At 72.8% G+C, this 12,822-nt stretch carries 10 protein-coding genes; 6 read left to right on the top strand and 4 right to left on the bottom strand.

Translation table 11 applies throughout. The annotated features are described in order from the left end of the window. Positions 1-26 precede the first annotated feature (26 nt). The 4 genes from SAM23877_RS21785 (at position 27) to SAM23877_RS21800 (ending at position 6,065) form a co-directional block, all read left to right on the top strand. On the top strand, positions 27-1,700 hold the full coding sequence (locus SAM23877_RS21785; RefSeq protein ID WP_053135802.1) for a serine/threonine-protein kinase: 1,674 nt from the start codon (positions 27-29) through the stop codon (positions 1,698-1,700). After that, entirely contained in the window at positions 1,700-2,449 is a 750-nt protein-coding gene (locus tag SAM23877_RS21790) for a serine/threonine-protein kinase (protein WP_053135805.1), read from the top strand. Before SAM23877_RS21785 ends, SAM23877_RS21790 begins: the two co-directional genes overlap by 1 nt. A 122-nt stretch (positions 2,450-2,571) precedes the next feature. Continuing rightward, the gene (locus SAM23877_RS21795) at positions 2,572-4,185 is read left to right on the top strand and encodes a succinic semialdehyde dehydrogenase (protein ID WP_053135806.1); all 1,614 of its coding nucleotides are present in this window, start codon (positions 2,572-2,574) and stop codon (positions 4,183-4,185) included. Between the two features lie 62 nt (positions 4,186-4,247). After that, on the top strand, positions 4,248-6,065 hold the full coding sequence (locus tag SAM23877_RS21800; protein WP_053135809.1) for a GMC family oxidoreductase: 1,818 nt from the start codon (positions 4,248-4,250) through the stop codon (positions 6,063-6,065). A 233-nt stretch (positions 6,066-6,298) separates the two neighbouring features. Here SAM23877_RS21800 and SAM23877_RS21805 read toward each other — a convergent pair whose 3' ends face one another. Together SAM23877_RS21805 and SAM23877_RS21810 are read right to left on the bottom strand one after the other, a co-directional pair. After that, positions 6,299-7,297, bottom strand: coding sequence for an LPXTG cell wall anchor domain-containing protein (locus SAM23877_RS21805; RefSeq protein WP_053142733.1), 999 nt, complete (start codon positions 7,295-7,297; stop codon positions 6,299-6,301). Between the two features lie 626 nt (positions 7,298-7,923). Then, the gene (locus SAM23877_RS21810) at positions 7,924-8,241 is read right to left on the bottom strand and encodes a chorismate mutase (RefSeq protein ID WP_053135812.1); all 318 of its coding nucleotides are present in this window, start codon (positions 8,239-8,241) and stop codon (positions 7,924-7,926) included. 343 nt (positions 8,242-8,584) lie between these two features. Between SAM23877_RS21810 and guaA the strand changes: the two genes are divergently transcribed. Then, positions 8,585-10,165, top strand: a complete 1,581-nt coding sequence (guaA, locus tag SAM23877_RS21815) for a glutamine-hydrolyzing GMP synthase (RefSeq protein ID WP_053135815.1) — start codon at positions 8,585-8,587, stop codon at positions 10,163-10,165. 3 nt (positions 10,166-10,168) lie between these two features. On the opposite strand, the gene SAM23877_RS21820 is transcribed toward guaA, so the two are convergent. Next, positions 10,169-10,666 carry a pyridoxamine 5'-phosphate oxidase family protein gene (locus SAM23877_RS21820; protein WP_053135818.1) on the bottom strand — a complete coding sequence of 166 codons (498 nt, stop codon included), beginning with the start codon at positions 10,664-10,666 and terminating at the stop codon, positions 10,169-10,171. 185 nt (positions 10,667-10,851) lie between these two features. On the opposite strand from SAM23877_RS21820, the gene SAM23877_RS21825 reads away from it, so the two are divergent. Beyond that, positions 10,852-11,655, top strand: a complete 804-nt coding sequence (locus tag SAM23877_RS21825; protein WP_053135821.1) for a class II aldolase/adducin family protein — start codon at positions 10,852-10,854, stop codon at positions 11,653-11,655. 33 nt (positions 11,656-11,688) lie between these two features. Here SAM23877_RS21825 and SAM23877_RS21830 read toward each other — a convergent pair whose 3' ends face one another. After that, positions 11,689-12,645, bottom strand: coding sequence for a DUF4429 domain-containing protein (locus SAM23877_RS21830; protein WP_053135825.1), 957 nt, complete (start codon positions 12,643-12,645; stop codon positions 11,689-11,691). Positions 12,646-12,822 lie beyond the last annotated feature (177 nt).

A 12,822-nucleotide genomic window follows, 5' to 3' on the forward strand; every position in this document is an offset into this window, starting at 1 on the left:
GCGTCCGGCGCGATAAGGATGGAGCCATGAGCAGCAACGGGGGACCGCGCAAGGGCTCGGACGAGCCGACGAGTTTTGGGCTGCAACCACCGAACCCGCCCGTCGCGGTACCGCATCCCGGCAATCCGTACGCGGCACCCACCCAGGTCGTGGCGCCGCGGGCCCCCGCCGGGCCCGCGGCGGCGGACGTACGGGAACCGGGCACCGGTCGGCTCATCGCGGGGCGCTACCGGCTGATCGCCAAGCTCGGACACGGCGGCATGGGCACGGTGTGGCGGGCGAAGGACGAGACGGTGGACCGTGAAGTCGCCGTCAAGGAGCCGCGCGTACCCGACCATCTTCCCGAGCGCGAACGGGACAACGCCTTCGAACGGATGCGCCGCGAGGCGCGTGCGGCGGCCCGGCTCGACCACCCCGCCGTGGTCAACGTGCACGACGTGGCGGTGGTGGACGACCAGCCGTGGATCGTGATGGAGCTGGTGCGGGGCCGTTCGCTGGGTGACGCGTTGCAGGAGGGCACGCTGGGCGCGCGCGAGGCGGCCAGGATCGGCCTGGAGGTGCTCGGCGCGCTGGAGGCCGCGCACGCGGCCGGCATCCTGCACCGGGACGTGAAGCCGGACAACGTGCTGCTCGGCCGGCACGACCGGGTCGTCCTCACCGACTTCGGCATCGCCCAGATCGAGGGCGAGACCAACCTGACCGACACCGGCGGCTTCGTCGGCTCGCCCGAGTACATCGCCCCGGAGCGGGTGCTCGGGCAGCGCCCCGGCCCGGCGAGCGACCTGTGGTCGCTGGGCGTGGTGCTGTACGCGGCGACGGAGGGCGTCTCGCCGTTCCGCCGCAGCAACACCCCCGCCACGCTCCAGTCGGTGCTCAACGCCGCGCCCGCGCCGCCGGCCTCCGCGCAGGGACCGCTGGCCGAGGTGATCACCGGCCTGCTGGACAAGGACCCCGCGCGCCGCCCGGACGCCTCCCGGGTCCGCGCCCTGCTGGACGCCGCCGCCAACCCGCCCGCCCCGGCACCGACCCAGGCCGTGCGGGTCGACGGGCCGGGCGCGGCGCCCGTGTCCAGGTGGGGCGTCCGGCTGGGCCGCAACGCGTGGATCACCCTCGGCGCCGCGGTCGTCGCGGCCGCGGTGGCGTCGTACCTGGTGATCGCGGAGCCCTTCGCCGGGCCCCTGCCGGAGGGCTGGAAGAAGCAGGAGCTCGGCGCGAAGCTCGGCATGGACGTGGGGGTGCCGTCCGCGTTCGTGAAGCTGAAGCACGCGGACGACTGGGACGGCACCACCGAGTCGTTCGCCGATCCCAGCGGCGCGGTCACCGTCCACGTGGACCGCGACATCAAGGCCGAGGACGAGGAGGGCGTGATCCCGGACTCCGCGATGGCCACCGCGTGGGCGGACTGGGAACTCCTCAAGGACGGCGAGTACTCCCGGGACGTCGCCGACACACCCGCCCCCAAGGGGGAACCGGTCGCGACCGAGTACAAGGGCGGCAAGGCCGCGGAGAACACCATCGCCTACACGTCCGCGGACCCGCAGAACCCCCGTGAGCGTGAGATCCGCTACGTGTACTACATGGCCCGCAACGGCGACCTGTACAAGGTCTCGATCGACTACCCCCGCACGGGCCACTTCGCCGACGAGGGACGGGACATCGCCCGGACCGTCGTCGCCAACTGGGAGGTCGACCAGCTCTGATGGAATCCGAGGGCCGCCTGGTCGGCGAACGGTACCGGCTGCTGCGGCGCGTCGGTTCGGGCGCCTCCGGCACCGTCTGGCGGGCGTTCGACGAGCACGCGGCGCACGAGGTCGCCGTCAAACGGCCGCGACTGCCCGGCGAACCGGCGGACGAGGCCTACCGCCGAGCCGCCCACCGCCTCTACCGCGAGGCACGTGCCGCCGCCCGCGTCGACCATCCCGCGGCCGTCCGCATCCAGGACGTGGTCGTGGAGGAGGCCGGACTCGACGGACTGCCCTGGATCGTCATGGAGTGGGTCCCCGGCGAGTCGCTGCACGAGGTGCTCCGGCGCGGTCCGGTGGCGGCGCCCGAGGCGGCCCGCGTGGGACTCGCGGTCCTCGGCGCGCTGCGGGCGGCGCACGCCGTCGGCATCGTGCACCGCGCGGTCAGGCCCGCGAAGGTCCTGCTCGGCCCGCGGGACCGCGTCGTGCTCACCGACTTCGGCACCGCCCGCGTGCCGGGCGAGGACTCCCTGCGGGGTGCCGGACCCGCGGCGGACCTGCGCTCACTGGGCGACCTGCTGCGCACCGCCGTCGGTGACCGGTCGCCGGGCGGACCGCTCGGCCCGCTGATCGAACGGCTCGGGGACGAGGACGCCACGCGGCGACCGGACGCCGAGGAGGTCGAACGGCACCTGCGGACGGTGGCCGGCGCCTCGTGGCCCGCGCCGGACCGGCCGGCGGCGATCAGGACCGGCCCTTCCGTATGACGCCGCACAACTCCCTGATCAGCGCGTTTGTTGCCAGCGATCACTGGCGGCGTGTGAGCACTCGGTGAATCCCTATTACCGACGGGTACACAAAGCGCGCGCGGCGGCATACCCTGCGGCTCATGACGGATGCGCAGGCCCCGGAAATCACCGGCACGAACCCTCTCGCCCCCGCCCCCGCGGGCGCCCGCACCGCTGCCGACGTGGTGACGCCCGAGCTGGTCGCCCAGCTCACCAAGGGCGTGGCCGGCTCCGGCCGCACCGCCAACCACTCGCCGTTCACCGGCGAGAAGCTGGCCGACCTGCCCGAGTCGACCCCCGAGGACGTGGCCCACGCCTTCGAGCTGGCCCGCGCCGCCCAGGCCGTCTGGGCACGCACCCCGGTACGGGAGCGCGCCGCGGTCCTGCTGCGCTTCCACGACCTGGTGCTGGAGCGCCAGGCCGAGGTGCTCGACCTCATCCAGCTGGAGACCGGCAAGGCCCGTCTGCACGCCCACGAGGAGGTCCAGGCCGTCGCGGTCGCCGCCCGGCACTACGGCCGCAAGGCCCCCGCCTACCTGCGGCCCAAGCGGCACACCGGCGCCGTACCGGCCCTGACCAAGGTCACGGAGCTGCGCCACCCGCGCGGTGTCGTCGGCCAGATCGTGCCGTGGAACTACCCCCTCGAGCTCTCCGTGGGCGACGCCCTGCCGGCCCTCGTCGCGGGCAACGCGGTCGTGATGAAGCCCGACACCGAGTCCTGCCTCACCGCGCTGTGGGCCCGTGACCTGCTGATCGAGGCCGGGCTGCCCGCCGACGTCCTCCAGGCCGTCATCGGGGTCGGCCCGGTCATCGGTCCCGAGGTCGTCAAGCACGGCGACTACGTCTCCTTCACCGGCTCCACCCGCACCGGCCGCGAGGTCGCCACCGTCGCCGCGGACCGCCTGGTCGGCGTCTCGCTGGAGCTGGGCGGCAAGAACGCCATGCTGGTCCTGGCGGACGCCGACATCGAGAAGGCGGCGGCGGGCGCCGTCCGCGCGTGCTTCTCCTCCGCCGGCCAGCTGTGCGTCTCCATCGAGCGGCTGTACGTCCACGAGTCGGTCGCCGACGCCTTCCTCGACCGCTTCGCCGCCCGCGCCCGCGCGATGCGGCTGGGCAGTTCCCTGGCGTACGGCGCGGACATGGGATCACTGGTCAGCGGACACCAGCTGGAGACCGTCAAGCGGCACGTGGAGGACGCCGTCGCCAAGGGCGCGCGCGTCGTCGCGGGCGGCGTGGCCCGCCCCGACATCGGCCCGTACTTCTACGAGCCGACCATCCTCGACGGCGTCACGGAGACCATGACCCTGTGCTGCGAGGAGACCTTCGGTCCGGTGGTCTCCGTGTACCGCTTCTCGGACGTGGACGAGGTCGTCGAGCGTGCCAACGCCACGCCGTACGGGCTGAACTCCTCGGTCTGGACGACCGACGCCCGTCTCGGCCGCGAGATCGCCGCCCGGCTGCGCACCGGCACCGTCAACATCAACGAGGGCTACGCCTCCGCGTACGGCAGCGTCCAGGCGCCCATGGGCGGCATGAAGGAGTCCGGCCTCGGCCGCCGGCACGGCTCCGAGGGCATCCTCAAGTACACCGAGTCGCAGACCGTGGCCCACCAGCGGCTGCTGCCGATGGCGCCCTCGCTGGGCATGGACGACGAGAAGTACGCGGCGTTCATGAGCCGGAGCCTGCGCCTGATGAAGGCGTTCCGCTTCCGCTAGGCCACCCGACCACGAGGCCCCCGGGCCACCCCAGTCCACCCCGTTCTCAACGAGGAGAGCACGTGTCGCAGGAGAAGACCGTCCAGACCCGGGACGAGAACGGGTACGACTACGACGTGGTCGTCGTGGGCTCGGGGTTCGGCGGCTCCGTGTCCGCCCTGCGTCTCACCGAGAAGGGCTACCGCGTCGGCGTCCTGGAAGCCGGCCGCCGCTTCACCCGCGAGTCGCTGCCGAAGAACTCCTGGGACCTGAAGAACTACCTCTGGGCCCCCAAGCTCGGCATGTTCGGCATCCAGCGCATCCACCTGCTCGGGAATGTCATGGTCCTGGCAGGCGCCGGGGTGGGGGGCGGTTCCCTGAACTACGCCAACACCCTCTACGTGCCGCCGAAGCCCTTCTTCGAGGACCCCCAGTGGCGCGACATCACCGACTGGCACGAGGAGCTGGCGCCGTACTACGACCAGGCCCGGCGCATGCTCGGGGTGCGGCTGAACCCGACGATGACCCCGTCCGACGTGCACCTGAAGGCGGCGGCCGAGCGGATGGGCGTGGGCGACACCTTCCACATGGCGCCGGTCGGCGTCTTCTTCGGCGACGGCGAGGACGCCGACGGCACGGCGAAGGCGGAGCCCGGCGAGAAGATACCCGACCCCTACTTCGGCGGCGCGGGACCCGAGCGCCAGGCCTGCACCGAGTGCGGCTCGTGCATGACCGGCTGCCGCCTCGGCGCCAAGAACACCCTCAACGAGAACTACCTGTACCTCGCCGAGCGGGCCGGAGCGGTCGTGCACCCGATGACGACGGTCCTCTCGGTCACCGAGGACTCACGCGGCGGGTTCGCCCTCGCCACCCTGCCCACCGACCGCCGGAAGAAGGGGGCGGGCCGCACCTTCACCGCCCGCCGGGTGGTCGTGGCCGCCGGCACCTACGGCACCCAGACGCTGCTGCACCGCATGAAGGCGGGCGGCCAGCTCCCCCACCTCTCCGACAAGCTCGGCGAGCTGACCCGCACCAACTCCGAGGCCCTGGTGGGCGCCCAGACCGACGACCGGCGCTACCGCAGGGCCACCGGCGAGGCACGGGCCGACTTCACCCGCGGCGTCGCCATCACGTCCTCCATCCACCCGGACCCCAACACCCACATCGAGCCGGTCCGTTACGGCAAGGGCTCCAACTCGATGGGCAGCCTGTCCATCCTCCAGGTCCCCTACGCCGGGCACACCGCGTCCGGCGCCTCCCGGGTCCTGGGCTTCCTGGGCCACGCGGCCAAGCACCCCCTGCTGGTGCTGCGCTCGCTGTCCAACCGCAAGTGGTCGGAGCGGACCATCATCGGTCTGGTCATGCAGTCCCTGGACAACTCGCTGACCACGCACCTGAAACCGAACGGCGTCGGCAAGGGCCTGCTCACCGCCCGCCAGGGGCACGGCTCGCCCAACCCGAAGCAGATCAAGGCGGCGACGGAGGGCGCCTCGGCGCTCGCCGCCGAGATCAACGGCTTCGCCGGCTCCAACGTCGGCGAACTGATGGGCACCCCGCTCACCGCCCACTTCCTGGGCGGCTGCCCGATCGGCGCCTCCCGCGAGACCGGGGTCATCGACCCGTACCACCGGCTCTACGGACACCCCGGGATCTCGGTCGTGGACGGCGCCGCGGTCTCCGCGAACCTGGGCGTCAACCCGTCGCTGACCATCACCGCGCAGGCCGAGCGGGCGATGTCCTACTGGCCGAACAAGGGCGAGAGCGACCCGCGGCCGGCCCAGGGCACGGCGTACGAGCGCCTGGCACCCGTCGAGCCCAAGGCCCCGGCGGTCCCGGCGGAGGCCTTCGGCGCGCTGCGGCTGCCGTTCCTGGGGATACCGGCGGTGCCGCCGAAGAAGTAGCGGCGCCGTCGAGGAAGCGGCGGTGCCACCGGGCAAGCAGCGGTGCCGCCGGAGAAGCAGCGGTGCCGCCGGAGAAGTGGCGGTGCCACCGGGGAAGCGGCCGCGCCACCGGAGAAGTGGCGGAGCGTCAGCAGGGGCCGAGCGGCGGCGGCAGGGGCGGAGCGGACATGCGAAAGGACCTGCGCCCCCCTCCGAGCGCAGGTCCTTCCCGTCCTGTGTGCCGGACCGCTGCCTTACGCCTCGGAGCCGGCCTTGCGGCGTCGCACCGCGAACACCGCTCCGCCGCCGACGACGAGGGCGAGTCCGCCGACGAGCCCGATCATCGGCAGCGCCGAGCCGGCGCCGGTCTCGGCGAGACTGCCGGTGACCTCGGGCGTGCCGGCGGCCGGCTTCTCGACGGCCACCGGCGCCTTGCCGCCTTCCTGCGGTTCGGTGCCCTCCGTGTCCGTGCCGGCGGCCACGATCTGGAACTTGTAGGCGACGTCACCGAAGCCGGTGCACTCGCCGTCCGTGTCCCCGTAGATCGTCGCGCCCAGCGTGAAGCCGGCGCCGACCGGGGCGTCGGCCCGCACGTTGATCCGCATCGCGATGTCGACCTCGTAGCCGGGCGCCAGCTCGTCGGTGTAACCGATGTAGCCGACCGCGTACCCGAACTCGTCGAGGTTCTCCCAGGCCTTGTCCTCGGGGTTCCAGGCCTGAAGGCCGACCTTCTTGCTCTCGAACAGCTCCTCGCCGTCCAGGTCGGCGGAGGCGCCGGCCAGGTACTCGAGGTCCCGCAGCGTGGAGTCGGAGTTGTTGGCCACGTTCAGCGAGAACTCGTGCCAGCCGCTGCCCGCCGCGATGCTGCCGGGCAGACCGCTCATGCCGACGTCGACCTTGGTGTCCTCGCACACGGACGGCTCGGGGTCGGGGGTCTCCGACTCCTCGGGCGCCGACGTGCTCGGGGAGGGCGAGGCGGGCGGCGTCGAGGTGCCGGGCGCCGTGGTCTCGGGGGCCGAGGTGCTCGGAGAGCCGCTCGGCGTGTCACTCGGGGTGTCGCTCGGCGTGGGAGCGGTCTCGCTCTGGGACGTGCCGGGGGACGGGGCGCCGGTCGTGGGCGTGCTCTCGGCACTGCTCGCGGGCGGGGACGACGGAGTGTCGCCGGTCGCGTGGGCGGCCGGGGCCGCGAGCAGCGCCACCGGGGCTATCACCGCGGTGACGGCCGCGGCTGCCACGGCGCGACGAAGCTTCATGAAGACCTCGGAGTGTCCGGCGTGCCGCGCGTGCGGCACGGGAGGGTCGGGAGGCCTCCGCGTGTGGGGCGCGGGTGTGGCCCTTGGTTCGGTCCGTGCGGCCTGTTTGATCTGTGAAAGCTGTGAATGGTTGTCCCGGAACTCACAGAACTTTTATGTAACGTGCGTCACCCGGACCGGAGGAGGGCATGGCGAAGGGCCCCGCTGGCTTGTGCCACGGGGCCCTTCCTCAGCCGGCACCGGCGTCAGGGCAGCGCCGGTACCCGGGGGCGGCGCCGGGGGGTTGCGCCGCCGGCCTCGGAGGCGGTGCGGTCGAGTGGGTCGCGCCGGGGGACTCGGGTGCGGACCTGTTCCGTCGGCCGGCCCCGGGCGTCCCCGGAGCCGGCCGTTCTCTGGGTGACCGGGCTGCTGTCCCCTGCCGTCCGGTCACTTCCCTGGAGCGAGGTCCCACGGCGTACGGCACGATCCGTACGCCTCATCGCTCCAGCGAGCCACGCGTGGTTCTTTCGGGCCCGCCCCTGGCTGACACGGACACCGGGACCAACGAAGCCGTCGGCGCCCGGTCACGCGCCGTACGGGTGAGTCGGTCTCCGAACGCGGATGCGACGCCCGGACGCGCGCGGGCCTCAGACGCGCCCGCGGCACAGCTCCAGCAGCGTCATCGCCAGCGACGTACCCGGCTTGCCCAGCGCCTCCCGGTAGTGGTCGAGGACCTCCATCTCGCGGGAGAGGTTCACGCGCCGGCCGCCGGAGGTGATCCGCGCCTCCTGGATGACGGCGGACACGGCCATCCGCTCCTGGATCAGCCCGATGATCCGGTCGTCCAGGGCGTCGATGCGCTCCCGGGCACCGGTGATCACGTCGGCGGCCTCTCTGGTGCGGGCGCCGGTCTTCTCGGCCGCGGTCATGTGTGCCGCGGTGACGTCTGCTGCGGTGACGGTCATGTCGGGGTCTCCTCGCCGAAGGGGCGGTGCCCCCGGCCGCCAGGACCCGGGAAACGCCAGACGCCCCGGGCCTTGTCGGCCCGGGGCGCCTGGGAAGTCGCTCGTCAGTTGCTCAAGCAGCACGACCATGGCAGCCGGTGGGCCGGTTGCCATAGGTAAACAGGAAGGTCTGGTGCGTGAGCATGGGCCCAGTATGCCCCGGCGACGGACGGTGTCCAAGCCGGTTCGGATGGTGAGACGCGGGGCCGCGGTCGCCCCCGGTGCCGTGGGCGGGACGGGCCGCCTGCCCGTCTCGGTAGAATCGGGAGCACAAGACCCCCGCCCGACCGCCGGAAGGCACCCCGTGTCATCAGCGACTCCCGCTGCCGCCGCCCCCGACACCGTCCTGGTCGTCGACTTCGGCGCGCAGTACGCCCAGCTCATCGCCCGTCGTGTCCGCGAGGCGCGGGTCTACAGCGAGATCGTGCCGAGCTCCACGCCGGTCGAGGAGATGCTCGCCAAGAACCCGGCGGCCATCATCCTCTCCGGCGGCCCCTCCTCGGTGTACGAGCCGGGTGCCCCGACCCTGGACCGGGCCCTGTTCGAGGCGGGCGTCCCCGTCTTCGGCATGTGCTACGGCTTCCAGCTGATGGCGCAGACCCTCGGCGGCACCGTCGACAACTCCGGCGCCCGCGAGTACGGCCGCACCGACCTCACGGTCTCCAAGCCCTCCTCCACCCTCTTCGAGGGCACCCCCGCCGAGCAGGCCGTGTGGATGTCGCACGGCGACGCCTGCTCCGCCGCCCCCGAGGGCTTCACCGTCACCGGCTCCACGAGCGTCGTCCCGGTCGCCGCCTTCGAGAACGACGAGAAGAAGCTCTACGGCGTCCAGTACCACCCCGAGGTGATGCACTCCACCCACGGGCAGCAGGTGCTGGAGCACTTCCTGTACCGGGGTGCGGGCCTGCGCCCGGACTGGACCACGGGGAACGTCATCGAGGAGCAGGTCGCGGCCATCCGCGAGCAGGTCGGCGACAAGCGCGCCATCTGCGGCCTGTCCGGCGGCGTGGACTCCGCGGTCGCCGCCGCCCTCGTCCAGAAGGCCATCGGCTCCCAGCTGACCTGTGTCTACGTCGACCACGGCCTGATGCGCCAGGGCGAGACCGAGCAGGTCGAGAAGGACTTCGTCGCCGCGACCGGCGTGCAGCTGAAGGTCGTGGACGCCCAGGAGCGGTTCCTCAAGGCGCTCGCCGGGGTCTCGGACCCCGAGGAGAAGCGGAAGATCATCGGCCGCGAGTTCATCCGGGTCTTCGAGCAGGCGCAGCTGGAGATCATGCAGGAGGACGGCCCCGAGGTCGCCTTCCTCGTGCAGGGCACGCTCTACCCGGACGTCGTCGAGTCCGGCGGCGGCACCGGCACCGCCAACATCAAGTCCCACCACAACGTGGGCGGCCTCCCCGACGACATCGAGTTCGAGCTGGTCGAGCCGCTGCGCAAGCTGTTCAAGGACGAGGTCCGGATGGTCGGCCAGGAGCTGGGCCTGCCCGACGAGATCGTCCAGCGCCAGCCCTTCCCGGGCCCGGGCCTGGGCATCCGCATCGTCGGCGAGGTCACCAAGGAGCGGCTCGACCTGCTCCGCGAGGCCGACGCCATCGCCCGCGAGGAGCTGACCGCGGCCGGCCTCGACCGCGAGATCTGGCAGTGCCCGGTGGTGCTGCTCGCCGACGTCCGCTCGGTCGGCGTCCAGGGCGACGGCCGCACCTACGGTCACCCGATCGTGCTGCGCCCGGTCTCCTCCGAGGACGCGATGACGGCCGACTGGTCCCGGCTGCCGTACGACGTGCTGTCCAAGATCTCGACCCGGATCACCAACGAGGTCAAGGACGTCAACCGGGTGGTCCTCGACGTGACGTCGAAGCCGCCGGGGACGATCGAGTGGGAGTGACCCCTAGTCGCGCCTGAGGGTGCGCAGGGGCTTCCCGGGCTGCCAGACCTGGACGACCAGATACGCGTCGTCCTCCACGCGGGTCCGCACGACCTCCGTCAGCTCGGTTCGGAAGAGGTGGAACGGCTCCGGCGGTTCCACCTCTTTCACGTACCCGGACCGGGCCACGGGGTCCTCGACCTCGACCGCCCGGCCACCGATCCGCACGTCACCGCCGCCCATGCCGGTGCCGTCCCCCGGGTTCGCCTGCAACGCGAACCGCGGGTCGCGCCGCAGGTCCAGCGCCTTCAGCGAGCCCGGCATCATGCCGAGCCACAGCTCGCCGTTCAGGAAACGCACCTCCAGGCCGGTGGTCCGGGGTGAGCCGTCCTTGCGCAGGGTGGCGAGGGTGTGGTGGGTGAACGCGCCGAAGCGCGCCTCAACGGTTGCGGCCAGCGCGGGTTCGGCGCCGGCGAAGTCGGCCCACCTCGCGGCGGGGGGTGCGGCGGTGCTCGATGTCATACGACGAGTGTGCGGCCGAAAACCGACACCCTGTGTCGGGTATTGCGCCGGGATCTGTCCTCCCGGCCGCACCGGCGGTAACTTCCGGCCCGTAAGGCACATCCGGTGCCGGATTCCGCGCAGTGTTCCGGCGCCGGTCTCCAGCGCGCGGAGATCGCGCACGCATGCCGAAGGACAGAGGACACATGGACGGGACGTCCGGGGCCGCTGGGCCCCCGCCGCTGCCCACCGGGAAACTGCGGTTCGCGATGCCGCCGATGCACGACTCGGTCGAGGCCGAACGCCGGCACCGCAAGGAACGTCTCGCGGGCGCGCTGCGGCTCTTCGGCCGGCACGGCTTCGAGGACGGGGTGTCGGGTCACATCACGGCCCGCGATCCCGAGTACAGCGACTGCTTCTGGGTCAACCCGTTCGGCATGCCGTTCGGGCACATCACGGTGAGCGACCTGGTGCTGGCCAACTCCGACGGGCAGGTGATCGAGGGCCGCCACCACGTGAACCAGGCCGCCTTCACCGTGCACTCCCGGGTCCACGCCGCCCGCCCGGACGTCGTGGCGGTCGCCCACTGCCACTCGGTGCACGGGCGTGCCCTGTCGGCCCTCGGCGAGCTGCTCGACCCCATCACCCAGGAGAGCTGCGCCTTCTACGAGGACCACGCCCTCTACGACACCTACTCCGGTGTCACCGTCGACGCCGAGGAGGGGCGGCGCATCGCCGAGGTGCTGGGCTCCGGCAAGGCGCTCGTGCTGCGCAACCACGGGCTGCTGACGGTCGGCGACTCGGTGGACGCGGCGGCCTGGTGGTTCCTGTCCCTGGAACGGTCCTGCCAGGTGCAGCTGACGGCCAGGGCGGCGGGCCGGCCGGTGCTGATCGGCCACCGGCAGGCGGTGGCGACCCGGGAGCAGCTCGGCGGCGACCTGGTGGCGTGGATCAACTACCAGCCGCTGTGGCAGGAGATCAGCCGGAGCGAGCCGGACCTGCTGGACTGAGCGCCGCCGGGCCGGGGCCGGTGACGGGCGGGTTCAGAAGCACCGCAGCACGGCGGCCTTCGTCCTCGCGAACTCCTCGTCCGTCAGGACGCCGCCGCGGTGCAGCTCGCCCAGTTCGCGCAGCCGGCGCAGCAGGACGTCGTGATGGCCGGCCGGCCGCCGTACGGCCGTCGGGAGCGGGCGCCGGGCCCCGGCCCGGGTGCGAGGTGCTTCCGCGGCGCCCGGCGTTTCCGTGGTGCCCGGTGCTTTCGCGGCGCTCGGTGCTTCCGGGTCGCCCGAACCGGCCGACGGGTGTGGCAGCCGGGCCGTGACCGCGGTGGCGATCAGCGCGGTGAGCAGATCGCGGCGGGCGCTGCCCCACAGGTCCAGGGCGTACGGGTCCTTCTCCGGAGGCGGCCCGCAGGACGGCGCCTCCCGGGTCACGAAGCGCAGGAAGCCGTCCCCGGAACCGGAGTTGGGCAGCCACTCGACCCGCGCCAGAGCGCCGAGGCCGACGATCCTCGGGCCGGTGGCGCGCTTGACCCGGTCGGAGGTGTCGGCCCAGTCGATCCGCACCTGGGCGCCGTCGAAGGAGACGGTGCCGTCCGAGGAGCGCACCGAGACCGGCACCGGCGGTCCGGGCAGCAGATAGGTCCGGGTGGGCTCCCGCGGGATCCGGTCGAGGAGGAGGGCCCGGCGGATCTCCTCGGCGACGTACTCGGCGACGCCGCAGCGGTCGGCCGCCACCGACAGCCGGTAGGGGTCCGCCGCGTCGGGCAGCCGCCCGCCGGTGGCGCGCAGGAGCGGGTCGGCGCCCTCGCGCAGGCGCAGACGCAGGCACCCGCGCCTGCGGTCCGGTGCCAGGGCGATGCCCGCGACGGCCTCCAGCGGCACGGAGACCTCTCCGTTCGTCTGCCGGAACAGTGACACCGAGCGGTGCCGACCCGGCGTGATCCGCAGCGTGCTGCCGTCGAACGCCCAGGTCCCGTCGCGCTGGATGATCTCGGCCATAAGGGAATTCTCGCAGCCGGGTCAACACGGCGGTCCGCGTGTCACTCGCCCTGAGCAGAGCGGACCGGGGCCGCCGGGCGCGCAGGGGGTCGGGTACGGCACAATTCGCGTGCGTCCCAAGGGACTTACGGGTACGGCCACGGGCGGACGGCGGTGCCGCCGCGGACGTGGTTGCTG

Origin of the sequence: Streptomyces ambofaciens ATCC 23877 (genome assembly GCF_001267885.1) — a bacterium.
Taxonomy (GTDB): domain Bacteria; phylum Actinomycetota; class Actinomycetes; order Streptomycetales; family Streptomycetaceae; genus Streptomyces; species Streptomyces ambofaciens.

Excerpts from the sequence above, each read along its gene's own strand:
- SAM23877_RS21820 (WP_053135818.1), bottom strand. The coding sequence starts at position 10,666 with ATGACATCGAGCACCGCCGCACCCCCCGCCGCGAGGTGGGCCGACTTC.
- SAM23877_RS21825 (WP_053135821.1), top strand. The coding sequence starts at position 10,852 with ATGGACGGGACGTCCGGGGCCGCTGGGCCCCCGCCGCTGCCCACCGGG.
- SAM23877_RS21830 (WP_053135825.1), bottom strand. The coding sequence starts at position 12,645 with ATGGCCGAGATCATCCAGCGCGACGGGACCTGGGCGTTCGACGGCAGC.
- SAM23877_RS21810 (WP_053135812.1), bottom strand. The coding sequence starts at position 8,241 with ATGACCGTCACCGCAGCAGACGTCACCGCGGCACACATGACCGCGGCC.
- SAM23877_RS21795 (WP_053135806.1), top strand. The coding sequence starts at position 2,572 with ATGACGGATGCGCAGGCCCCGGAAATCACCGGCACGAACCCTCTCGCC.
- SAM23877_RS21790 (WP_053135805.1), top strand. The coding sequence starts at position 1,700 with ATGGAATCCGAGGGCCGCCTGGTCGGCGAACGGTACCGGCTGCTGCGG.
- SAM23877_RS21805 (WP_053142733.1), bottom strand. The coding sequence starts at position 7,297 with ATGAAGCTTCGTCGCGCCGTGGCAGCCGCGGCCGTCACCGCGGTGATA.
- SAM23877_RS21785 (WP_053135802.1), top strand. The coding sequence starts at position 27 with ATGAGCAGCAACGGGGGACCGCGCAAGGGCTCGGACGAGCCGACGAGT.